The sequence below is a fragment of the Sorangium sp. So ce834 genome (assembly GCF_051521425.1).
GTDB classification, from domain to species: Bacteria; Myxococcota_A; Polyangia; order Polyangiales; family Polyangiaceae; genus Sorangium; species Sorangium cellulosum_D.
The window spans coordinates 1,649,663-1,673,055 of the sequence record NZ_CP150351.1 but is presented as its reverse complement, the minus strand read 5'-3'; the positions used below and the strand labels follow the sequence as shown (position 1 = coordinate 1,673,055).

Genomic DNA, 23,393 nt, shown 5'->3' with positions numbered 1-23,393 from the left:
CGCATCTGCCCTCCACCCACCACCCCGCGCACAGCAGAAGCGTCCTTCAATCACCTTCCTGCGTCTGAGGATCATCAGGGAAGCCCTCGAAGTTGTCCCACCCCTCATCCGGTCCGGCGATACCGAAAGCTTCAAGGAATTCGCGCGCCGCCTGCACGATCTCTTGGGGGATCTGGCTCGATGGTGTCCAGGCGGAGAACAGCTCACGCAGCTTCAAAGCATGCGGTGTCGTGTCTTGCCGGGGCATGTCCCCTACTGGCGCAGTCATCTCGGGCGCTATGATCAAATAAGCCTCCAAGTGCTCCAGAATTCCTTCGCGAGGCGGCACGCGGCCGATCTTCGCGGCCAGCTTCGGAGCGGCGAACAGAGCCATGGCGTCCAGCAGGCACACCAGCGATGCCATGGTCCTCGAGAAGGCGGCCTGTCTTGCCGATTCGCTGTCGCTCATTGTCACAAAGGCCAGCCGGATTGCCCGTCCACCATGCAGAACGATACCGGAACGCTCCTGAACCTGCTGATGAGGGATCCGGCAGATCCGACGACCTCAGCGTCAACCATGCAAACATAGGAGCACCATGCAGACATAACGATCCTGGAGAAACCTCCGAACCATTCTGGACAAGCCCTGCACCGCGCGTCGACGCAGTCATTGGGCGCACACACTGCCGGCCTGCCCTTGGAGGGAGACCAGCATTTCAGAGTATAAGGGCATCCGAACTCGTCGGCGCACTCGTATCTCACTGGATGGCCCATGGGGAACATGGACAGTGTTGCAGGATCGACCGTGGACAGCCACGCGTCAGCCTGCTCCATAGCCCATGGCAGGTAAGTAGCTACCAGGGAGTCGAGCGCCTCACGGTCGAGGCTTTCGGGTTCAATCCCCTCAGACTCGATCGAACCGTTGATCAGGTATCCGACGAAGCTCGCCTTGACGGTGGCAAGGGCGACTAGCTGAGGATCCGCCTGTTGTACCGCATCAAAGGCCGCTTGCTCTTCGGGGGGTTGAGTCGGCTCCGGCGCCGGAGCCTACCGGCTCGTCCTTGCTGCCCGCCGCGCCGGGAGGGTTGGGTTGTGTTCCGGCTTCGCCAGCGGGATCAGGCTGCCTTCCGTCCGTTTCGTCCACATCCCCTTTCCCGATGCGGATAGTACATCCCGGCACCATCAATGAGAGGGCTGAAGCTGAGAACAGAAGAGCGGCGACGCAGGCTGGAACACGTTTCGGAACCGAGCGTCCTCACTGGGGGGTTCATATTACTCCGACGGAAGCAAGCTCGCCAAGCGTCTGCTTCACGGCGGCGGTCACTGCGCGGCGTGAGCCGTTTCGCTGTTCAGCGGTCACCAGCCAGACACAGCCGTGTAACAGGAATCGACTCCAGATTCCAGCGTCGGATCCGGCTTGTAACTTGCGCTCGGACGCCCGGGACGGGCGGCCTGCGCTCAACCGATCGAGGTACCCCTACTTTGGTTCAGTGCGGGGGCAGGCCGACCGCTCACCCCGGGCACGCCGCGTCGCAACCCTTACCGCCGCAGTCCACGCCGAGCTCGTCGCCGTTCTCCACGCCGTCCTTGCAGCTGGGCGCCTCGCACGCGCCGGCCCAGCAGACGCCGCTCGCGCAGTCATCTCCCGACGTGCAGCCGCCGCCGTCCGGGCAGCGGCGGGGGCATGAACCGCTGCAGTCCACGCCGGTCTCGTCGCCGTTCTTCACGCCGTCGGCACACGTCGGCGCCTTGCAATGCGCCATCGTGCAGACCCCTGATTGACAGTCCGTCGCGGCATTGCATGGATCCCCGTCCCTGCACGGCGCGCAATCCCCACCACAGTCCTGAGCCGTCTCTCCGCGCCCGGCATCGAACACCATGTTGACGCAGTGGGGCGGGACGCAGAACACACCATCACACGCCAACCCTGCGGCGCAATGCAGCGTGGGGTCGTCGTGGAGACACTCGACGCACCGCCCCTCATGGCACCGACCCGAGCCCGAGATCGGGCAGAGCACCCCGTCGAGCAGCGCGTTGAGCGGCCGGTCATAATCGCAGAGATCGTTCGTGCACTGGTTGCCGTCGTTGTACACGTCGTACGCCGGCACGCTGACCACGCGCCCCTCCTCCGTGCACTCGTCCTGCTTGCAGTCGCCGCGGAGCTGCGATGCGAGCCGACCCGGCTTGATGTCGAGCTCGCATTTTCCCTCGACGCAGCGCCCCGCGCCGCACCGCGGATCCGGCGGACCGGGGCACTCCGCGTCGCTCTCGCACTGCGCCGAAGGATCCACCACGCCCGAGCACTCCGCCGTCCCCTTCGCGCACTCGTCGCAGGGCCGGCACATCAGGAAGCAGCCCGGCTCCTCCTCGCCGCGCGCGCAGCAGACCACCTTCCCCGGCTCGGCGCACGTGCAGCGCTCGTTGATGCACACCGTCCCCGGCGCGCTCTGCCCCTCGGACAGGCAGTCGTCCGTGGTCGAGCAGTCGCCCCCCACGTACGGCTCGTCACCACATGCGAAAGAAAGCGCCAGAGCCGTGAGAAATAAAAAGCCCCCGATACAAAGCTTGACAGAGCTCATTGTGCGTCCAGTCCTCCGGCACAAGGCTGGGCAGCCGGCAGCCCCGGCGGCCCCAATCCGCCGGGAGAGTCGTTGGCCTGATCCTCGAACGGGCTCACTATGCCGCGCTCGCCCCGCGGACGTCACGCAAGTTTTCGCCAGTGCGCGGCGCGCGGACGCCGCCGTCCGGTCACGCGCGGGTCAGGCCAGGATCGATGTCGAATCCGTGGTCAGAAGACGCCGCTGACCGTAACGCCATCCGCCGACATCCTCACGTCGGCCTGAGCACGCGGGTAGAACGTGTATCCGAGCGTGACCGCCAGGACCGCTCCACCGGTGACGAGCCCGGCCACCCCGAGCTGCCGGAGGGTGCGCATCTCGCCGTGGGCCGCGGCGGCTTGCTGGCACATCGGCCAGCGCACGCGGAAGCAGCCGTTCGGCCCGGCGGCGCGGGCGGCGGCGAGGACCGCCTCCTCGCGCTTTTCGGCGCCGACGAGCAGCACGCCGCCGGCCGCCGCGAGGGTGGCGGACAGGCCGAGGCCGCCCGTGACGAGGGTGCCGTCCGGCATCGGTCGCGCCGGCGGCGGCGGCGGCGGGGGGCTCGGTCGCGCCACGCGCGGGCCTTCGGGCGGCGGCGGTTCGGCCGGCGGCGGGGGGAAGGTGAGCCTCACGTCCCGCGTCTCGCCGCGCGGGACGTCGACCTCGGCCGAGGCCGTCTTGCCGTCCAGCGCCGCGCGCACGACGCGGCGCCCGGGCTCGACGGGGATGGGTTTGTCGCCCTCGATCTCGGCCGGCGCGCCGTCGATGGTGACCGTCGCGCCCGCGGGCGCGAGGATGCGGAGCTCGCCGGCGAGCTGGCGCGCGCGGGCGAGGTCGACCAGCCGCGACTCGTAGAGCGCGCGCTCGTCGGGGGTCCGCGGCGCGCGCATGATCTCCTTGCAGAGCGACAGCCAGCGCACGGCGGCCGGCATGTCGCCGATCCGGAACGACAGCGCGCCGATATTGCAGGCCGCCACCTGGGAGCGCTCGAGCTTCCACACGGCCATCCACAGCTCGCGCGCGTCGGCGAGCCGCCCCTCGTCGACCGCGGTGTGCGCCTGCGCCACGAGCCGATCGCGGGCGCCGGACGGCGGCGCGGCCGCGGCGCCTGCCGAGGCTGAGAGGAGCGCGGCGGCGAGCGCCGACGCGACGGCACGACGGATGTTCCTGTGCACGGAGATGGGCCTCCTCGGCCCTGGCTCGGGCTCGCGCGGGCGCCGCGGAGCCGGCCGCCAGGGATGCGGAGGCTCACGTACCAGAAGGATGGCAGCCGTGAAAGCGCGACCCCACGGACGGGGTTCGACCCCCGCCGGAACCGGTCCTGCAGGGGTGGGAGTGGCGGTCGACCCTCCCGAGAGGTGGCCTTGCACCTGATCGAGGGGGGGTTCGACCCCCTTCACGCCTGGCCGGACACCTGGTCCCGAGGGGGTTCGACCCCCTTCACGCCTGGCCCGGCATCTGGTCGTGTGGAGGTCGACCCCCGCGGGACCTGGCCAGCAAGACCCACGCAGGCCGCGCCAAGCACGGGTGGTACGTACTTCGAACATGGAAGGCGGGAAGAGAAGATCGATGATCTTCCCGCCTTCATGTGAATCACTCCGGGGCCATCGAGGCCACCACCCAACGACGACCTTCCCCCCGGCTGTGGACATGCCCGCGCCGCTGGTTGCGCCCGGAACAGCCCGACGGCCCGAGTCGTCGAATCCCCCGGACGCCGTGGGCAGAGGCGATCTCCCCCGATGCCCTCGACGCCCCGGTGATTCTCGTCTTCCGAGGGCGATCCCCTGTGCGCGCAACGCCGTGGTTCGGCGCGGAGGCGGGCGCCGGATGGAATGGACCGGCACTTGCCGCCTTTCCCGGCGCGTGAGCCGCGCGCCCTCGGGCGGAGGGCAGGCGGCCGGACACCGCCGGCGGCCATGCACCACACGCACGGCAGGAGAGGCCCGCGTGAGAACGTCCATGAATGTCGTGATGGCGCTGTGTGTGGCCGCCGCGCTCCCTGCGACGGGCGGCTGTGCGCGCGGCGACGGCCTGGACGACGACGGCCGCTCCATCGCGCCTGCGGCCCCACCCCCCGGCGCCGCGAGGCAGCGGCGCGACGGCCGCGGTTGGAAGATCACCCAGACGGCCGACTTCAACGCCGACAGGATGGCGGATGTGGTCTGGTACGACGCCGAACGAAACCGGATCGCCGTGTGGTTGATGAACGGAAGCGACCTCCTGGCGCCCGGACCGTTCATCCCGGGGCCCGGCGGCGATGGCTGGCTCGTCTGGGCGAACGATTTCGACGCCGACAACATGGCGGACCTGCTCTGGTCCCACGACGAGCGGAACCTGATGGCGGTCTGGCTGATGGACGGCGGCCGCCTGCGCGCGCCCGGACCGTCCATTCCGGGTCCGGGGCCGATCGCCGATGGCTGGATCGCCCTGCCCGGCGATTTCGACTTCGATCGAATGTCGGATGTGCTCTGGCTCAACGCCGAGCACAACCGGATGGCGGTCTGGCCGATGAACGTCACCCAGCCGCTCGCGGCGGTGCCCCCGATCCCGGGGCCGATCGGCGGCTTCGCCTTCGGCTTTCCGGTCGACGTCAATTTCGATGGAATGGCGGATGTGGTCTGGAACGATATCGAGCGGAAACTGCTGCGGGTCTGGCTGATGCACGGAAGTCGACCGCTCGTGGAAGGGCCGGCGATCCCCGGGCCGATCGGCGACGGCTGGGTCGCCGCCGGCGTGGGCGACTTCAACGCCGACGGCATGCTCGACGTGCTCTGGAGCAACCAGGAGAGAGGGCTGATGGCCGTCTGGATGCTGGAGGGGACCCAGCTGCTCGCGGCGGGACCCGTGATCCCGGGGCCGATCGGCGACGGCTGGGAAGCGCGCGCCGCCGGCGACGTCAACCTGGATCGGATGGCGGATGTGATCTGGCAGAGGGCCGGGACGGGCGAGATGGCCGTGTGGCTGATGGACGGGAGCCGCGTCCTCGCGCCGGGGCCGGTGATCCCGGGCCCTCACGGCGGCGGCTGATCGGCCGCCGCCCATCGTCGCGACGCGCCCTCACGATCCGGCCCGCAAGAACGCCGCCTTGATCCGCTTCTTCCCCCACCCCGAGAACTTCACCGTCGCGATCGGATCCGCCCCCGGGTCCACGCTCTCCACCACGCCCGGCCCGAACCGCTCGTGGAACACCCGCATCCCGCGCCGCAGCGCCAGCCCCTCGCCGCCCTCGCCCCCCGCGTCGACCGCCTCCCGCTCGACGTACCGCTCGCCCGGCGCCCGCTCCACCCGGTCCACGCCGCGCGCCGCCGGCGCCCTCGCCGCCTCGCCGTCCCGCGCGAACCGCGACCACGCGAGCCGCTCCTCGGCCTGCGCCGCGGGCCGCCGGCCCTCCCACGAGCCCCGCCCCTCCCACGCGCGCTCCCCGGAGCCGCCGAACCTCCCCCCCGACGCCGCGTACCCGCCGCCCCCGACGTCGACCCGACGCTGCGCCATCATCGCCGTCGGCGTCGCCATCGGGCGCACCGACGCCGGCGGGAGATCCGCGAGGAACCGGCTCGGCAAGCAGTAACGCGTCTGGCCGAAGATCGCCCGCCGCGCCGCGTGCGTGATCCACAGCCGCTCCCGCGCCCGCGTGATCGCGACGTACGCGAGCCGGCGCTCCTCCTCGATGTCGCCCTTGCGGTTCGGATCCTGGCTCCGGAACGGGAACAGGTCCTCCTCCATGCCGGTCAGGAACACCGCGTGGAACTCCAGCCCCTTCGCCGCGTGGATCGTCATCATCGCGACCTTCGGCATGTCCACGAGCGCATCCACGTCCGACACCAGGCTCACCCGCTCGAGGTAGCCCTCGAGCGTCGCGTCCTCGCCGGCCGCGATCGCCTCCTGCTCGTAGTCCACGAGCGACTGCACGAGCTCGCGCAGGTTCTGGAGCCGCGCCTCGGACTCGACGCTCTCGTCCTGCTCGAGCATCCGCGCGTAGCCCGACCGCGCGAGCACCTCCTCCGCGAGCGCGCTCGGCGACGCGCTCCTCGCCTCGGTCATGAGCCCCTGGATCAGATCGCGGAAGCCGAGCAGGCTGCGCTTCGCCGCCGTGGCGAGCGGCTCGAGCTTGCCCCCCGGCATCGCCGACGGCGGCACGCGCCCCTCGATGAGCGGATCGATCGCCTCGAAGAGCGACACGCCGAGCAGATCCGCCGCCTGGATGAGCTTGTCCACCGTGCTCTGGCCGATCTTGCGCGCCGGCACGTTGATGATGCGGTTGAGATCCACGTCGCTGCGGGGGTTGGCCACGACGCGCAGGTACGAGAGCAGGTTCTTCACCTCCGCCCGCTCGAAGAAGCGCGTGCCGCCGATGATCTGGTACGGGATGCGCGCCTCGCGCAGCACCTCCTCGAGCACGCGCGACTGCGCGTGGATCCGGTAGAACACCGCGATCTCGTTCGGCGACACCCCCTGCGCGATGAGCTCCTTGACGCACTCGACCACCCACGCGGCCTCGTCGTGCTCGCTGTCGGCCGCGACCACGTCGATCTGCGGGCCGTCCGCGTTCGCCGTCCAGAGCTCCTTCGGCTCGCGGTCCGACGCGTGGCGGATCACGCCGAGCGCGCCGCGCACGACGTGCCCGACCGAGCGGTAGTTCTGCTCGAGCTTCACCACCGTCGCGTGCGGGAAATCGCGCCGGAAGCCGCGGACGATCCGCACGTCGGCCCCGCGCCAGCGGTAGATGCTCTGGTCGTCGTCGCCGACCACGCAGAGGTTGTCGTGGGCCTTGCAGAACGCCCGGACGAGCCGGTACTGCACCTGGTTCACGTCCTGGAACTCGTCGACGAGCACGTGGCGGAAGCGCGCCCGGAGATCTTCGCCCGCCAGGCTCGTCGGGTCCTCCGCGATGCGGAGCACGGAGAGCAGCAGATCGTCGAAGTCCACCGCGTTCGCCGCCTTGAGGTGCCGCTCGTACGCCTCGAAGCACCGCGCGATCGCGTCGTCGAAATAGCCGTTCCGCTCGAACTCGCCGGGCCCCCTCCCCTCCTGCTTCTCGGCGTGGATGCGCGAGAGCACCTGGCGCGGCGGGTAGCGCCGGTCGTCGAGGTTGAGCTCCTTGAGCACGCGGTTCATGACGGCGCGCTGGTCGTCGTCGTCGTAGATGACGAAGTTCTTCTCGAGCCCGGCCGCTTCGTGGTGCCGGCGCAGCAGGCGGGCGCACACGGCGTGGAACGTGCCGACCCAGAGGTCCTTCACGATGTCGGCCCCGATGAGCCCCTCCAGCCGGCGCTTCATCTCGGTCGCCGCCTTGTTCGTGAACGTCACCGCGAGGATCCGGTAGGGCGGGACACGGTGCGTCACGATGAGGTTCGCGATCCGGTACACGATGACGCGCGTCTTGCCGCTCCCCGCGCCCGCGAAGATGAGCAGCGGCCCCGCCGCGTGGCGGGCCGCGCGCGCCTGCGGCTCGTTCAGCTCCTCGTGGGGGAGGCCAGGCTCGGGCGGCGGAGAGCGGTCGGCGTCGGGTGCGGCAATACGATCCACACGGGGTCGCTAGCACGACCATCGCGCGAGCGGGAGCCCGGCCAGCCCGGAGACCGCCGCGCCGTTGCCCCGTTTTTTCCGCCGCAAAAAAGGCGCGCTCGCCGTAATCTGCCCCGCGCGTGCGCCGCCGACAGGGCACTGGAACGACGCGGCCCGGACGAGCGGCCCAGGAGAGATCATGCGCATCGCGCTCACGCACAACCTGAAGATCACGGGGTCCGCCGAGGAAGCGGAGTTCGACAGTCCGGAGACGATCGCCGCCATCGCCGGCGCGCTCGAGCGGGCCGGGCACGAGGTGGAGCGGATCGAGGTCAGCGGGCCGGCCTCCCGGGTCCTGGCGCGGCTCGAGGCGCTCCAGCCGGACCTCATCTTCAACACGGCCGAGGGCCACAAGGGCAAGACGCGCGAGGCGTTCTATCCGTCGCTCTTCGACGAGCTCGGCATCCCGTACACCGGCTCCGACGCATACACGCTGAACGTCGCGCTCGACAAGTCGCTCACGAAGCGCGTCCTCGCGAGCTACGGCGTCACGACGCCGCGCGCCCGCCTCGTCAACCGGACCACCCTGGAGAGCGGCGCCCTCGACGACGTGAGCTTCCCGGTCATCGTGAAGCCGAACTTCGAGGGCTCCTCGAAGGGGATCTTCCGGGAGTGGAGCGTCTGCGAGGACGCGTACCACCTCGCCGAGGTGGTCGAGCGGCAGCTCGCGCGCTTCGAGGCGGGGCTGCTCGTCGAGCACTACATCGCCGGCATCGACGTCGCGTGCGCCTTCGTCGACGGCCTCAAGGAGGCGAGCGGCGCGCGTCCGAGCGCCGCGGGCATCCCCGAGGGGGTCCTCACGCCCATCGAGTTCGTGATCGATCCCCAGGTGGCGGGCAGGCACAACGTCTACGACTTCAACCTGAAGCACGCGAAGCCCGAGCACGTCACGCGCCGGCCCGCGCAGCTGCCCGCGGCGACGATCGAGCGCATCCGGTCGCTCACCGCGCGCGTCGTGCGCGCCCTCGATCTCAAGGACCACGCGCGCTGCGAGTTCCGGGTCACGCCGTCGTCGAAGCGCGGCCTGGACCATGACGTGCACTTCCTCGAGGTCGACGGGCTGCCCACGCTCCAGCCGGGCGCCAGCGTCTTCGTGGCCGCAGCGCAGCGCGGCGTCGACTTCGACGGCGTGATCCGGGCCATCGTGAGGAGCGCCTGCAAGCGGCGCGGGCTCCTGCCGCTCCTGGAGAGCACCCCGCCGCGCCGGGCGAAGCGGACCGCGCTCCGCGTCGGCTTCACCTACAACATGAAGCGGAGCGACACGGTCGCGACCGACGGGGGCCCCGGCAAGGGGGGCGCCGGGGCCGCGTACGACTCCGAGGCCGAGTTCGACTCGCCGCGCACCATCCAGGCGATCGCGAGCGCCATCGAGAGCTACGGCCACACCGTGGTCCCGCTCGAGGCGACCCCGGATCTGCCGCGCGCGCTCGGCGCCTCCGGGGTCGACGTCGTCTTCAACATCGCCGAGGGCCTGCGCGGCCGCGGCCGGGAGGCGCAGGTCCCGGCGCTCTGCGAGCTGCTCGGCATCCCCTACAGCGGCTCGGACGCGACCACGCTCTCGCTGGCCCTCGACAAGGGGCTCACGAAGCAGATCCTGCGGGCCGCCGGCATCGAGACGGCCGAGTGGCAGGTGGTCACGACCGGGCGCGAGAAGCTGAAGCCGTTCCGCTACCCGGTGATCGTGAAGCCCAACGCCGAGGGGACCTCGAAGGGGATCACCTCCGCGTCGGTGGTCAAGGACGAGGCCGCCGCGCGCGCCGCGGCGAAGCAGCTGGTGGATCGCTACCACCAGCCGGCGCTCATCGAGGAGTACATCGCGGGGCGCGAGTTCACCGTGGGCCTGCTCGGGGAGCGGCGGCCGAAGGTGCTGCCGCCGATGGAGGTCGTCTTCGTCGACCCGCCCTCGTACCCCGTCTACGGCTACGACGAGAAGCAGTCGGACACGCCGCGGGTGCGCTTCGAGTGCCCCGCGCAGCTCACGCCGTCCGAGCTCCGCCGCATCGAGAAGGTCGTGCGCGACACGTTCGCGGCCCTCGCCTGCCGCGACGTGGCGCGGGTCGACCTGCGCATGGCCAAGGACGGCCGGGTGTACGTCATCGAGATCAACCCGCTGCCCGGCCTGACCCCCGACTTCAGCGATCTCTGCGTGATCGCGAAGGTGGCGGGGATGGATTACCGCATGCTGATCGGCGAGATCATGGCCGGCTGCCTCAAGCGCCACCGCGACGCCCGCGCCGCGACGCCGCAATCCGCGGGCGCCCTCGCTGCGGCGCCGCAGGCCGGGGGTGCCCTCGCCGCCGCGGCCCCTGCCGCCGCGGGCGCGGCGGGCGCCTCGCCGGCGTCCGAGCCGGCCCCGCAGGCCGCGCACGCCGCGCAGCCCGCGCCGGCCCCGCAGGCCGCGCCGGCCTCGCAGCCCGCGCCGGCCCCGCAGGCCGCGCCGGCCCCGCAGGCCGCGCCGGCCCCGCAGCCCGCGCCGGCCTCGCAGGCCGCGCCGGCCCCGCAGCCCGCGCCGGCCCCGCAGCCCGCGCCGGCCCCGCAGCCCGCGTCCGGCCCCGCGCTCGCCGGGCCGGCGCCGCTCGCGGCGGAGCAGCCTCCATCGTCGGCGGCATCGGTCGTGGAGCGCGAGGTCGCCGGCCCGTGAGCGCGCCCTCGATCTCGATCAGGCGCCCTCGGCTGCGCGATCTCGGCGTCGCGATCGGCCGCTTCCCCACCGGTCCCGAGAACGCGATCACGGACGTCGCCGGGGTCCGGGTCCACCACGTGACAAAGGTCGAGGGCGAAGGCGAGCTCCTCCCCGGCATCGGCCCGGTGCGCACGGGCGTGACCGCGGTCATGCCCGCCGAGGGCGACATCTTCCTGGATCGGGTCTTCACCGCCAGCTACGTGCTGAACGGCGCCGGCGAGGTGACCGGCCTCGCGCAGATCAACGAGTGGGGCCTCTGCGAGACGCCGATCCTGCTCTGCAGCACGCTCTGCGTCGGCCGCGTCCTCGACGCGACCGTCGCGTGGCTCTCGCAGCGCCACCCGAAGATCGGCAAGGAGTACGACGTCGTGATCCCGGTCGTCGCCGAGTGCGACGACAGCTATCTCAACGACGCCGTGGGGCGGCACGTGACGCAGGCCGACGTCGACGAGGCGCTCGACAACGTCCGCGGTGGTCCGGTGGCCGAGGGGTGCGTCGGCGCCGGCACGGGCATGCAGACCTTCCATTTCGCGGGCGGGATCGGCACCTCCAGCCGCGCGGTCCCGGTCGGCGGGGTCGACTCCATGGTCGGCGCGCTCGTGCTCTCGAACTTCGGCGATCGCGAGCTGCTCCGGGTCGACGGGGTCCCGGTGGGCCGGCTCATCAGCGATCGTTTCACGCACGTCCCGCGGCGGGGCCCTGCCGGCTCCATCATCGTGCTCGTGGCCACGGACGCTCCGCTCATCCACCGCCAGCTCGCGCGCCTCGCGCGTCGCGCCGCGCTCGCGATCGGCCGGACGGGCGGGTACGCGGCCAACAACTCGGGGGAGATCGTCCTCGCGTGGAGCACCGCGAACCGGGTGCCTCGCGTCGCCACCGAGCAATGGAGCGCCCCGCGGTCGAGCCGCTCGCTCAGCGTGCACCCCCTCGCGCCCGGCCGGCACATGGCCGAGCTCGTCCTCGACACCGAGGTCGACGGCCTTTACGAGGCCACGGTCGACGTGGTGGAGGAGGCGATCCTCAACGCCATGTGCGCGGGCGCGGACATGATCGGCCACAGCGGCCATCACGCGCCCGCGTTGCCGCTCGACGCGGTGGCCGAGGTCCTCGCGCGCTACCGCCCGCCGCACCCGTGCGACCCGCCTCCCCTGCGCTAGCGCGGCGCTCCCCCGCCCCTGGTGCACGGATCGCAGAGCTTCGGTCACCCGCACAGGAGACGGGCCCAGATCGGCGTTTTCGGCGCGGAAGCGCACTCTCGTGCGCTGAGCACCGAAAACGCCGAGGTGGGCCCGTATCCGAAGCGGGTGGCCGCAGCTCTATTCGGGATCGCCGTGGAGCAGCCACTCGTGGGCTGCGTCCTCGTCCCAGAAGCGCCGGAGGACCTTGTCCGTGCCGCTCTCGCGCGCGACGCGGTTGAGCTGGAGCGCGACGATGTCGCTCTCGATGATCTCGGCCACGCGCATCACCCCGAGCTCCAGGCCGAACTCCTGGACCGCGCGGATCTTCTCCGCCACCTCGGGGGACATCGGCCGGAAGCCCCGCACATCGGCCTTGATCTTGATCTCCCGCCCCTGGAGGCCCTCGCACGCCTTCCTCAGCTCGCTGACGAAGTTCTCCATCTCTTCGAGGCGGACGCGCCCCTCGAGGACGAAATCCACGATGGAGTGGATCCGGTCGACTTTGATCTCGAACACGTTGGGGGACCTCCTGCCGGTTCCCGAAGGGGCGGGATGGGGCCGCGTAATCATACCCCGGATCGCGCGGCGCGAGCCCCGGGATCGCGCCGCGCGCGCCGCGGCGATGGCGGTGGTCGGCCGTGGGGGAGAGCGCCGGGAGCGCGGACGGCGCCGCTCCGGCGCGGCGCGGACGGTGTGGTTTTCCTGGAAAGACGCCGCCCGGGGCGCCGCGCCCTGCGGGGCTCACGGGCGGCGGGGGCGCGCCGGGCGCCGTGCCTCCCGGGCGCCGGCGCCCCGCCGCGCGCGGCGGCTCACGCCGCGCGCGCCTCGCCGGCGGGCGACTTGCCCCGCCCGCGCCGCGCGGCGATCGCCTGCTCGTAGATCGCCGGGTACCGCGAGAGCAGCGTGGGCCACTGCCGCTCCTTGAGGATCCACTCCCGCGCGCTCTTGCCGACCCGCTCGAGGCGCTCCGGATCCTTGAGCGCCTCGACGCAGCGCCGCGTGAGGTCGGCGCTGTCGCCCGCCTTGAAGACGAACCCGGTCTCGCCGTAGCGCACGAGCTCTCCCATCGCCGGCACGTCGCTGACCATCACCGGCCGGGCCATGGACATCGCCTCGAGCGGCTTCAGCGGCGTGGTGAGCGCGGTCGTCCGGGTCCGGATGCGCGGATACACGAGCAGGCTCGCCATCGCGTAGATGTTGAACACCTCGTCGTGCGGCACCCGCCCCGTGAACGTCACCTTGGACTCCACGCCTCTCTCGCGGGCGAACGCCTTGAGCTCCATCTCCTGGCCGCCGGCCCCCGTGATGACGACGTGCGCGTCCGGGATCTCCCGCGCGATGTCGCCGATCGCCGCGATGAGCGTCTGGAGCCCCTCGTACGGCTGGAACGTGCCGACGTACCCGATGAGCCTCTTGCCGGCGAGCCCGAAGCGCTCCCAGGCCCCGGGCGGGGCCTCCCGCGGCGCGAACTTGTCCGAGTCGACGCCGTTGCCCACCACGTAGAGCGCGTCCGCCCTGCGCACCCGCGGCGCGACGGCGTTCTTCAGGCTCTCGCAGATCGTCACCGTCGCGTCAGCGTACTTGTAGACCACCGTCTCGAGGCCGGCCGCGATCTTGTAGGGCACCGAGTCCTCGGCGAACTTGCCCCGGTCGACCGAGGCGTTCTCCCAGAGGTCGCGCACCTCGTAGACGAGCGGCAGCCCGAAGCGGCGCGCCGCCGCGAGCGCCGGCAGCCCGACCAGCATCGGCGAGTGCGCGTGCACCACGTCGGGCTGGAACTCCCGAATCGCGTCCTCGACGCGCGCCTCGAGCGCCCGCACGAGCGAGAGCTCCCGCACGAGCGGCAGCTTCTTGCCGGTAGGCTCGCGCGTCCGCCAGTAGGAGATGCCGCCGATCTCCTCCTTCAGCGCGTCCCCGGACCCCTGCTGCGCCGACGTCACCACCGCCGGACGCATCCCGTGCTCGGCCTGATGCTTGACGATGTAGTCGCTGCGGATCGTGTACCCCGCAATCACAGGCAGCGACGTATGAAGAACATGAAGCACGCGCACGAATCACCACCCTTCTTTATGATGATGCGCCGCGCAGCCTACCCGAGGCCGCCGCGACCGTCACGAGGCTCGTCCACGCCGAGGGGCCTTCGCGCCGCGCTCGACGCGGACGCACGACCTCGACGTCACCGCCTCGTCCGGCGGGCCCGCGCGCGGGCTGGCCCGCCCCGCCGCGGCCCCGCTGCGATCGCCGCGCGCGGGATGACGACCCCGAGAGCCTAGCTCTCGCCTGCCCCGTTGCGGTACGCTCCGCCGCCCCATGACCCTCAAAATCGCGATCGTCGGCTGCGGCAAGATCGCCGACGGCCACATCGAAGAGATCCAAAAGATGCCGGAGCGGGCTCGGGTCGTCGCCGTATGCGACCTGGAGCTCCTGATGGCCGAGCAGATCGCGGTGCGCTACGGCATCCCGAGCCACTACGACTCGTTCGACCGGATGCTCGACGTCGAGAAGCCCGACGTCGTCCACATCACCACCCCTCCGCAGTCGCACCTGTTCCTCGCGCGGCGGGCCATCGAGGCGGGCGCCCACGTCTACGTGGAGAAGCCGATTGCGCTGAACCTCTCGGACGTGCGGCGCCTCATCGAGCTCTGCACCGCGGCCGGGAAGAAGATGACCGTCGGCTGGGAGTACAACTTCGATCCGCCGGCGGTCGAGATGCGGCGGCTCATCGGCGAGGGCGTGCTCGGCGAGCCCGTCCACGTGGAGAGCTGCTTCGGCTACAACCTCTCCGGCCCCTTCGGCGCGGCGCTCCTCGGCGACGGCTCGCACTGGGTCCATCGCCTCCCGGGCAAGCTGTTTCACAACAACATCGATCACCTGCTGAACAAGATCGTCGAGTTCGTCGACGACGAGCAGCCGAAGGTGACCGCCACGGCCTACGCGCTCCGGGAGAAGCGGTTTGGCGACGCCCGCGACGACATGCTCGACGAGCTCCGCGTCACGGTGCAGGGCGCGCGCGTCAGCGCCTACGGGACGTTCTCGTCGCACGCGCGGCCGCCCGGGCACTTCCTCCGCGTCTACGGCACGAAGAACACGCTCCACGTCGACTACACGAGCCGCACGGTCACGCTCGACGCGTCGCCGAAGCTCCCGAGCGCCATCGGGCGCGTCGTCCCCGCCTTCGATCAGGCCCTCTCGTACCTGCGCGAAGGGGGCAAGAACGTGGCGCGGTTCGCCCGCAGCGACTTCCACTTTTTCTCGGGGATGAACCGCCTGTTCGGGCTCTTCTACGACAGCATCACGCGGGGCGCGGAGCTGCCCATCTCGTACCGGGACATGATCCGGGTCGCGTGGATGATGGATGAGATCTTCCGGCAGGCCCCGCAGGAGAAGGCGCGCACATGAAAGTCCTTGTCACCGGCTCGAACGGCTTCCTTGGGTCGGCCCTCGTCGACCGGCTGCTCGCCCACGGCGAGACCGACCTCCGCTGCCTCGTCCGCCCCGCGAGCAACCGCGCGCGGCTCGAGGAGATCGAGCAGCGCCGCGGCGTCCCCCTCGAGGTCGCCGTGGGCTCCCTCGCCACGAAGGAGGCCGCCGAGCGCGCCGTCGAGGGCGTGGACGTCGTCTACCACGTCGCCGCGGCCATGGGCGGCGCGCCCGCGGACATGTTCCTGAACACCGTCGTCGCCTCGAAGAACCTGCTCGAGGCGCTGGTCCACACCGGGCGGTCGCCGCGCGTCATCCTCATCAGCTCCTTCGGCGTCTACGGCGTGGCCGACCTCCCGCGGGGGTACATCGTCGACGAGAACACGCCCCTGGAGACGAAGCCCGCGCAGCGGGATCTCTACTCGCAGGCGAAGCTCCGGCAGGAGAAGCTCTTCTGGGAGTACCAGGCGCGCTACGGCTTCCCGCTCACGGTGCTCCGCCCCGGCGTCATCTACGGCCCGGGCGGCAACGCCTTCTCCAGCCGCGTCGGGATGAGCCTGTTCGGCGTGTTCCTGCACCTCGGCGGCAGCAACATCCTCCCGCTGTCGTACGTCGACAACTGCGCCGAGGCGATCGCCGTCGCCGGCCGGAGCGAGGTCGCGAAGGGGCAGGTCTACAACGTCCACGACGACGACCTGCCCACGGCCGACGTCTACCTCGCCCGCTACAAGCGCGAGGTGAAGCCGATCCGCTCGATCAAGGTGCCGTATTTCGCCCTCACCGGGATATCGAAGCTCGTCGAGCGCTACCACGCCTACTCGAAGGGGCAGCTGCCGGCCATCTTCACGCCCTACAAGTCCGCGACCTCGTGGAAGGGGAACCGGTTCGACAACACGAAGCTGAAGGCGCTCGGCTGGAAGCAGCTCGTCTCCACGGAGGAGGGCCTGCAACGGACGTTCGCCTACCTCCGGGAACGCGCGACATGACGCGTCGGCCGTCGTTCGCGCCGCTCGCGCCGCTCGCCCTGGCGCTCGGCCTCGCGGGCCTCTCCGCCGGCTGCGACCGGCGGATGACCCCGGGGCCCCCGGCGGTCCACAGCGGCGCGGACCCGCAGACGCAGGCCGGCGCCGCGGCCCTCCAGGCGGCGGCGCCGGGCGTCGCGGCGCAGCGCTTCGAGGCGCCGCCGGCCCCGCCCGCCTCGCCGGTCACGGGGCACCCGCGGCTCTGGGTGCGCGCGGCCGACCTGCCGAAGCTCCGGGCGCGCGCCACGCCGGAGAACCCCATGTTCAAGGAGCTCGCCGCCGTCGCCGCCGAGGCCGCGGCCGGGATGGACAAGGGCGGCATCCCCTCCGAGGGCGACTGCGAGTTCAGCCGCGTCTACTGCGAGGCGCACGCCGAGCTCTTCGCCTTCATGGCGCTCGTCTCGAGCGACGAGGCGGCCCGCAACGACTACGCCGCCCGCGCGCGGAAGATCCTCCTCCACATCGTCGACCGCGTGAACAAGGGGGATCCGAAGGACCCCTTCAACCACCCCAAGTTCTCGACCGGCGACCGCGCCCGCTGGGCCGGCGAGTCGTTCGGCCTCACGGTCGACTGGATCTACGGGTACCTCTCGGCCCAGGACAAGGCGGCGATACGGCCCGTCTTCCTGCGCTGGGCGGAGGAGCAGCTGAAGTCGTCGACGACGAGCCACGACCACCCCGAGCCGGTGGGCAAGCTGAACGACCCGGTCCTGCTGAAGGAGCCGCGGAAGCGCAGGTACGCCGTGAACAACTACTTCACGTCGCACATGCGCAACCTCGCGCTCCTGTCGCTCGCGTTCGACGAGGCCGACGATCCGCCGGCCCCGAACCACAAGGGCACCTACCCGCGGCTCAGGGACTACTTCGCCAACGTCACCGGGGCGTGGCTCTACATGACCGACAGCGTCCTCCGGAACGACGCGCGGGGCGGCGCGCCGCCGGAGGGCTTCCAGTACGGCCCCGCGACGCTCGCCTACGTGAGCCAGACGCTGCTCGCCATCCAGACGGCCGGCGAGGCCGATCCGGCGAAGTGGGGCCCGCAGGTGCACCTCGACGGCAACCCCTTCTGGCACGAGTTCATCCCGGCCCACCTCCACAGCCTGAGCCCCGCCGCGCCGGCGGGGCGGATCGGGCCGACGCACGAGGCCGCGTGGACGGGCGACGGCCAGCGCTACGAGTACACCGATCACATCGACCCGTTCGCGGCGCTCGGCCTCCACGCCCAGAACGGCGGCAACGCCGAGCGCCTCAACGCGCTGCGCTGGATGGCCATCCACGCGGGCCCGGGCGGCGCCGCCGGCCTCGCGCGGCGCGCCCGCTCGCAGCTCGGCCAGGTCCACAAACGCCACTCGATCCTGTACTTCCTGCTGCTCGACCCGGCGGTCACCCCGACCGATCCGCGCCCCTCCCTCCCGCTCACGCACTACGGCCCCGGCCTCGGCCAGGTGTTCGCGAGGACGAGCTGGGGCCCCGAGGCGGCGTGGTTCCAGTTCCAACTCGGCTGGGAGCACATCGACCACCAGCACGGCGACGGCCTCAGCTTCGGCCTCTACCGCGGCGGCGAGTGGCTCACGAAGGAGCGCATCGGCTACGGCGCCTTCTTCGGCAACTCCGAGCAGCACAACACCCTCGCCGTCGAGAACGACAGGAACCGCCGCTACGACGACCCGAACCGCGGCACCTTGTGGCAGCGCGGCTCCCAGTGGCCGCTCGTGCACACGCACGATCCCCGGGTGCTCGCGAAGAGCTTCGCCGAGGGCTACGTCTACGTCCTCGGCGACGCGACCCCGCTCTACAACTCCGATTACGAGGACATCCACGACGTCACGCACGTCAGCCGCTCGCTCGTGTGGCTCAAGCCGGACCACCTCGTCATCTACGATCGCGCCGCGACGGGCAAGGAGGGGCGGTTCAAGCGGTTCTTCCTGCAGACGCCGAGCCCCGCGCAGGTCGCGGGGAAGCTCGCGACCGTCACGACGCCCAAGGGGCAGAAGCTCTTCGTGACCGCGCTGCTGCCGGAGAGCGCCGTCCTCGTGGCCGAGCCGTACAAGCCGACCGGCACCTGGGACACGAAGCCTGCCGAGTTCGAGCCGATGCTCGCGACCCTCAGGACCGAGCCGCCGGCGCCGATGCCGAAGGACGCGCGCTTCCTCCACGTCATCGAGGGGGCCGCCGCGGGCGCCGCGGCGCAGCCGGCGACGCTCGTGCGCACGAAGCAGGGCACGCCGTACGCGGGCGCGGCCGTGAAGGGCACCCTGGTCCTGTTCCCGGTCGCGCTGGGCGCCGTGTCCCAGGTGCAGCTCACCTCGCTGCCCGGCGTCACGAGGCACCTCGTCACGGGGCTCACCCCCGGCGCCTCGTACGAGGTGATCAGGAAGCCGGCGAGCGGCGGGGACGAGATCGCGATCCGTCCAGGCTCAGGCCCCAACGCCGCCAAGGCCGACGAGGGCGGCGTCCTCGCGTTCTGAGCCGGTCGGCTTGTCCCCGGCGCGCCGCGCTGCGATAGTTTAGCTTCCCCGCCCACGTCCTCTACGGAGATGCCATGAGCAAGAAGCACCTCGTGTCCGCCGGCGCATTCCTCGTCGCGCTGGGCGCCCTGTTCATCCCCATCGAGGGCAAGGCCCCCGCCGCCACCGGCCCCATCGCGAAGGCCACCTCGCTCGACCTGTCCGGCTTCTCGAGCGCCCCGCCCGGCGCCCCGCTGGATCTGCTGTTCATCCACCACTCCGTCGGCGGCCAGCTGCTCGCGGACCCGGGCCCCGAGAAGGAGAAGGCGTCGTGCGTCTACGAGACGCACCCGAACGGCGGCGGCCTCAAGAAGAGGCTCATCGAGCAGGGCTACCGCGTCCACGAGGCCTCCTACGGCAGCGCGATCGGCGAGGACACCGACCTCTTCCACTGGGCGCCCAAGTTCCGCGACAGGATGGACAGCGTGCTCCGGGTCGCGCTCAACGACCAGATGCTCCCGGACGGCGCGGTGAACCGGATCGTCGTCTTCAAGTCCTGTTATCCGAACAACCGCTTCGTCGGCGAGGGCACCGCCCCCGGCGACCCGTCCGGCCCGGAGCTGACCGTCTGGAACGCGAAGGCCACGCTCTCGTCGCTCCTGCCCGAGCTCGCGAAGCGCAAGGACACGCTGTTCGTCTACATGACCGCGCCGGCCAACATCCTCAAGCGCTCGAAGGAGCCCGCCTGGAAGTGGACCGCGAAGAAGATCCTCGGCAAGCCGTCGGAGGCCGAGGTCGCGCAGCGCCAGGCCGACCTCGCCCGCGCGTTCAACAACTGGGTCAAGTCGCCCGACGGCTGGCTCAGCGGCTATCCGGAGAAGAACGTCGTCGTCTTCGACTACTACGACGTGCTCACGAACAAGGGCGAGTCCAACTTCTCGCAGCACGGCTCGGAGGGGAACACCGACAACCACCCCTCGCGCGAGGGCAACGAGAGGGCCGCGGACGAGCTCGTGCCGTTCCTGAACCAGGCCGTGCGCCGCATGGGCCTCAGCACGTAGCGCCGAGCGCGCGGCGACGGCGATCTCGCCGGGAGGCGCTGGCGCAAGTCGCTTGACGCGGGCCGCGATCCTCCGGAACGTCCCCCTCCACCCGAACCGCGTCTTCGCTGAGGACCCTCGTCATGCTCGCGCTCCCCGGGGTCATCCTTCTCATCATCTTCATCTACGGTAGGCCCCAGGAGTGGGACGAGCGCTTCGAGAGCCTGCCGTTCTTGTACCTCTGGCTCGCCCTCGCCTTCATGGGCATGGGCCTCGACCTCGCCCTGGGCAAGGTCAGGCTGAAGGCGACCCCGCAGCTCCGGTGGGCGATCGTCGTCTACTTCTGGTGCGTGCTCACGCTCGGCCTGCGGAACCCCGCCGAGTTCTCCGAGGGCTTCGTCTCGATCAGCGTGACGTTCATCCTCTTCTTCCTGATCGGGCACAGCCCCGAGGGCTTCAAGGGCTTCCAGAAGCTCGCCGGCACGGTGCTCATCATGGGCCTCTTCGTGGCGGGCGTCGCCGTGCACCAGGGGTTCTCGTCGTTCCAGTGCCTCGCGATGACGCAGACCATCGGCGGCTCGCGCGGCGAGGCCGGCATCCCCGACGGCCGGCCGTGCGAGATGCGCGTGGACTGCCGCGAGGGGCCCGGCGCCGATCCCGAGGCCGAGTACCTGTGCGAGCGCGTCGGCCTCTTCAAGACGTCGACGATCAACGGCCGCGTGCGCTGGCGCGGCGTGCTCCAGGATCCGAACGAGCTCGCGCTCACGTCGGGCATCGTCCTGCCGTTCAGCTTCGCCCTGTTCGAGCAGAAGCGCTCGTTCACGCGCGCGCTCCTGGTCCTCGCCTCGCTCCTCGTGATCGCGACCGCGATCATCCTCACGCAGTCCCGCGGCGGCCAGCTCGTCTTCGCGACGGTGCTGGGCGTCTACTTCGTCAAGAAGTACGGCATCCGCGGCGCGATCTTCGGCGCGGTCTTCGCGGCGCCGCTCATGCTCCTCGGCGGCCGCGGCGGCGGCGAGGCGGACGAGTCGGCGAACGAGCGCACGGAGATCCTCGCCGAGGGCCTGATCATCTACCGGATGTTCCCGCTGATGGGCGCGGGCTTCCGCCAGTTCACGGAGCACCACTGGCTGACCGCGCACAACGCGTACCTCCTCGCGCTCTCGGAGCTCGGTCCCCTCGGGATGTTCGCGTGGACGGCGATGATCTACCTCACGCTCAAGATCTCGCTGGTCGCGCTCAAGCGGTACGAGCACGGCGCCCAGTTCGCGATGATCCGCGCCTGGTCCATGGCGATCATGGCCGGCTTCTGCGGGATGATGGTCGGGATCTTCTTCCTCTCGTTCACCTACCACTACGTGCTCTGGATTTACTTCGGCCTCGCGGGGGCGCTGTATTGCGCGATCCGGAGCGTCGATCCGAACTTCTCGATCCGGCTGGAGAAGCGCGACTTCTACCGGCTCATCCTGGCCGACATCGCCATCGTGCTCGTGATCTTCGTGCTCAGCAAAAGGGCCTAGCTCCGCCCGCCTGCGATCCCGCCGGGGATCGCTGACGCGCGGAGCCAAGGCGGCCGCGCCGCGCGCGCCGGGCGCGGAGCGCGGCGCCGGCTCAGCGCCCGAGGCCGAGGACCATCACGAGCGGCGTCTTCAGGATGATCGAGAGCTCCATCGACAGGAACGTCGAGAGCTTCTCGAGCGACGCGGCGTACGCGAGGTCGAACAGCAGCTTCATCCGCATGTCGTCGGCCTCGGCCCCCTCCGCCTCCTCGAGGCCGAACGGGTTCGTCAGCGTCGCCTCGAACGCGGCGACCTCGCTCTCCGCCGGGGCGCGGCCGGTGTAGCCCAGCGACACCTGCGCGAGCCCCGTGATGCCCGGCTTGATGTCGCGCATCCGCTCCTCGAAGAAGGGGATGGCGAGCGCCAGGTTGACGAGCAGCTCCGGCCGCTCGGGGCGCGGGCCCACGATGCTCATGTCGCCCATGAGCACGCTCCAGAACTGCGGGATCTCGTCGAGGCGCGTCTTGCGCAGGAAGCGCCCGACGCGCGTGATGCGCGGGTCGTCCTGCTGGGCGAGCACGGGCCCGGTCATCTTCTCGGCATCCACGCGCATGGAACGGAACTTGCGCATGTGGAATTCGACGAACCGCGGGTAGCTCACGCCATCCCGCACTTCCGTGCCGATCAGCATGCCCGCGCGGCGCTGCATGTAGAAGATCGGCCCGGGCGACTCGAGGTAGATGGCCGCGCCGATGATCGGGTAGAGCGGGAGGGTCAGCGTGAGACCCACGAGCGAGCCCGCGATGTCGATCGCACGTTTCGCTACACGAACGCCAGGTGTCACTGTTTACCTTGTGGCTCCCATAGTCGAGAACGTGGTAGGGTACAAGCTCGGATGGAGGTTTGGGCGTGATCCGACTCCGCGTACCAGGTTCGTTGACCTATCGCCACCTCGCCCTCCGCGTGGTGGCGGCCGCATGCAAGATGGCCGCGCCTGGGAGGGTCGAAGGCGGAGGATCGCCCGGCCCGACCCAGGAAGATTTCGAGGACCAGACGGTCTCGGCGTTCGGCGAGGCGTTCAACAACATCGCGATTCACGGATACCGGGCTGGCCCGCCCGGCGACGTGGACATCGAGATCGAGTCCGACGCGGACGGCATCATCATCCGCCTGATGGACACGGGATGCAGCTTCGACCCCGCGGCCATCGACAACCCTCCCATCGACGACCTCCCCGAGTCCGGCATGGGGCTCTTCATCATCAAGTCGTTCATGGATGAGGTCGATTACTGTCCCGGCAGCCCGAATGTCCTCCGCCTCGTGAAGCGGCGGGACGGCAGCTCGTGCGTCGCCGGCGACGGCAGTGAAGGCAGCAGCGAACAAGAGCATTCCGATGCCGATTTCGCCGAGGCGACGGGGCATCGGACGAGCAGTTTCCGAATGCGGAGCGTCTCCCGCTTGGGCGCAGCCCGCGCCGCTGGGGGAATCAAAATCCAATGAGCTATACGCGGACCGATAACGGCAATGAGACGGTTGTGCAGTTCGAGGGGACCCTCGACGCGGTGACCGCACCGGAGTTCAGGACGTTGGTGGACGAGCTGGTGGCCGAGAACCGGCAGAACATCACGCTCGAGCTCTCGTCGCTCCGGCTGATCGACAGCTCCGGCGTCGGCGTCATCGTCTCCCTGTTCAAGCGGGTACGGGCCAACGGCGGCCAGGTGCGCATCGTGGGCCTCCGGGATCAGCCGCGCGCCATCTTCCGCCTGCTGCGCCTCGATCGGGTGTTCCCCACGTGACGCTCCGGGGCGGCGCGCTCGCCGCCGGCCCCGCGGCAGCGGCCGCGGCCGCGCACGGGGCCGGGAGCGCGCCCCGTGCGCGGCGTGACCGCGACCACGACCGTGGCCACGTCGCCTCGCGCGTGTGCCGGGGGCGTGACGGGCTCGGAGCAGCGAGCGGCGAGCGC

Annotated in this window: 17 protein-coding genes; 10 read left to right on the top strand and 7 right to left on the bottom strand. The window is 70.8% G+C overall.

Annotated features, from left to right (window positions below; translation table 11 throughout):
• Positions 1-46: 46 nt before the first annotated feature.
• The 3 genes from WMF20_RS06100 to WMF20_RS06090 all read right to left on the bottom strand — a co-directional run bounded on the left by WMF20_RS06100 (position 47) and on the right by WMF20_RS06090 (position 3,751).
• A complete protein-coding gene (locus WMF20_RS06100; protein ID WP_437611474.1) occupies positions 47-448 on the bottom strand; it encodes a hypothetical protein in 402 nt (133 codons plus the stop codon).
• Positions 449-1,490: 1,042 nt separating this feature from the next.
• The gene (locus WMF20_RS06095) at positions 1,491-2,474 is read right to left on the bottom strand and encodes a hypothetical protein (RefSeq protein ID WP_437611472.1); all 984 of its coding nucleotides are present in this window, start codon (positions 2,472-2,474) and stop codon (positions 1,491-1,493) included.
• 293 nt (positions 2,475-2,767) lie between these two features.
• Positions 2,768-3,751, bottom strand: coding sequence for a hypothetical protein (locus WMF20_RS06090; RefSeq protein WP_437611470.1), 984 nt, complete (start codon positions 3,749-3,751; stop codon positions 2,768-2,770).
• A gap of 772 nt (positions 3,752-4,523) precedes the next feature.
• Here WMF20_RS06090 and WMF20_RS06085 point away from each other — a divergent pair.
• Positions 4,524-5,603, top strand: coding sequence for an FG-GAP repeat domain-containing protein (locus WMF20_RS06085; RefSeq protein ID WP_437611468.1), 1,080 nt, complete (start codon positions 4,524-4,526; stop codon positions 5,601-5,603).
• 30 nt (positions 5,604-5,633) lie between these two features.
• Here the strand turns inward: WMF20_RS06085 and WMF20_RS06080 are convergent, their stop codons facing one another.
• A complete protein-coding gene (locus WMF20_RS06080) occupies positions 5,634-8,102 on the bottom strand; it encodes an ATP-dependent helicase (protein WP_437611466.1) in 2,469 nt (822 codons plus the stop codon).
• Positions 8,103-8,280: 178 nt separating this feature from the next.
• Here WMF20_RS06080 and WMF20_RS06075 point away from each other — a divergent pair, with 178 nt between their 5' ends.
• Both WMF20_RS06075 and WMF20_RS06070 read left to right on the top strand, forming a co-directional pair.
• A complete protein-coding gene (locus WMF20_RS06075) occupies positions 8,281-10,782 on the top strand; it encodes a D-alanine--D-alanine ligase family protein (RefSeq protein ID WP_437611464.1) in 2,502 nt (833 codons plus the stop codon).
• Positions 10,779-11,981, top strand: coding sequence for a P1 family peptidase (locus WMF20_RS06070; protein ID WP_129573444.1), 1,203 nt, complete (start codon positions 10,779-10,781; stop codon positions 11,979-11,981). Before WMF20_RS06075 ends, WMF20_RS06070 begins: the two co-directional genes overlap by 4 nt.
• A gap of 159 nt (positions 11,982-12,140) precedes the next feature.
• Here the strand turns inward: WMF20_RS06070 and WMF20_RS06065 are convergent, their stop codons facing one another.
• Together WMF20_RS06065 and WMF20_RS06060 are read right to left on the bottom strand one after the other, a co-directional pair.
• Positions 12,141-12,518, bottom strand: coding sequence for an STAS/SEC14 domain-containing protein (locus WMF20_RS06065; protein WP_020733235.1), 378 nt, complete (start codon positions 12,516-12,518; stop codon positions 12,141-12,143).
• Between the two features lie 293 nt (positions 12,519-12,811).
• The gene (locus WMF20_RS06060; protein WP_437611461.1) at positions 12,812-14,053 is read right to left on the bottom strand and encodes a glycosyltransferase; all 1,242 of its coding nucleotides are present in this window, start codon (positions 14,051-14,053) and stop codon (positions 12,812-12,814) included.
• Between the two features lie 259 nt (positions 14,054-14,312).
• Between WMF20_RS06060 and WMF20_RS06055 the strand changes: the two genes are divergently transcribed.
• The 5 genes from WMF20_RS06055 to WMF20_RS06035 all read left to right on the top strand — a co-directional run bounded on the left by WMF20_RS06055 (position 14,313) and on the right by WMF20_RS06035 (position 21,451).
• Entirely contained in the window at positions 14,313-15,401 is a 1,089-nt protein-coding gene (locus tag WMF20_RS06055; RefSeq protein ID WP_129573443.1) for a Gfo/Idh/MocA family protein, read from the top strand.
• Entirely contained in the window at positions 15,398-16,408 is a 1,011-nt protein-coding gene (locus WMF20_RS06050; RefSeq protein WP_129573442.1) for an NAD-dependent epimerase/dehydratase family protein, read from the top strand. The genes WMF20_RS06055 and WMF20_RS06050 overlap by 4 nt, the downstream gene beginning before the upstream one ends.
• Positions 16,405-18,912 carry a hypothetical protein gene (locus tag WMF20_RS06045; protein ID WP_437611459.1) on the top strand — a complete coding sequence of 836 codons (2,508 nt, stop codon included), beginning with the start codon at positions 16,405-16,407 and terminating at the stop codon, positions 18,910-18,912. The genes WMF20_RS06050 and WMF20_RS06045 overlap by 4 nt, the downstream gene beginning before the upstream one ends.
• A gap of 74 nt (positions 18,913-18,986) precedes the next feature.
• The gene (locus tag WMF20_RS06040) at positions 18,987-19,952 is read left to right on the top strand and encodes a hypothetical protein (RefSeq protein WP_437611457.1); all 966 of its coding nucleotides are present in this window, start codon (positions 18,987-18,989) and stop codon (positions 19,950-19,952) included.
• A gap of 122 nt (positions 19,953-20,074) precedes the next feature.
• A complete protein-coding gene (locus tag WMF20_RS06035; RefSeq protein WP_437611455.1) occupies positions 20,075-21,451 on the top strand; it encodes an O-antigen ligase family protein in 1,377 nt (458 codons plus the stop codon).
• Between the two features lie 91 nt (positions 21,452-21,542).
• Here the strand turns inward: WMF20_RS06035 and WMF20_RS06030 are convergent, their stop codons facing one another.
• Complete coding sequence (locus tag WMF20_RS06030; RefSeq protein WP_044985571.1) at positions 21,543-22,274, bottom strand: sugar transferase; 732 nt, start codon at positions 22,272-22,274, stop codon at positions 21,543-21,545.
• A 65-nt stretch (positions 22,275-22,339) separates the two neighbouring features.
• On the opposite strand from WMF20_RS06030, the gene WMF20_RS06025 reads away from it, so the two are divergent.
• Positions 22,340-22,930, top strand: a complete 591-nt coding sequence (locus WMF20_RS06025) for an ATP-binding protein (RefSeq protein ID WP_272827996.1) — start codon at positions 22,340-22,342, stop codon at positions 22,928-22,930.
• Positions 22,927-23,226 (top strand): STAS domain-containing protein, encoded by a 300-nt coding sequence (locus tag WMF20_RS06020; protein ID WP_044985570.1) that lies wholly within the window; start codon positions 22,927-22,929, stop codon positions 23,224-23,226. Before WMF20_RS06025 ends, WMF20_RS06020 begins: the two co-directional genes overlap by 4 nt.
• Positions 23,227-23,393: the final 167 nt, after the last annotated feature.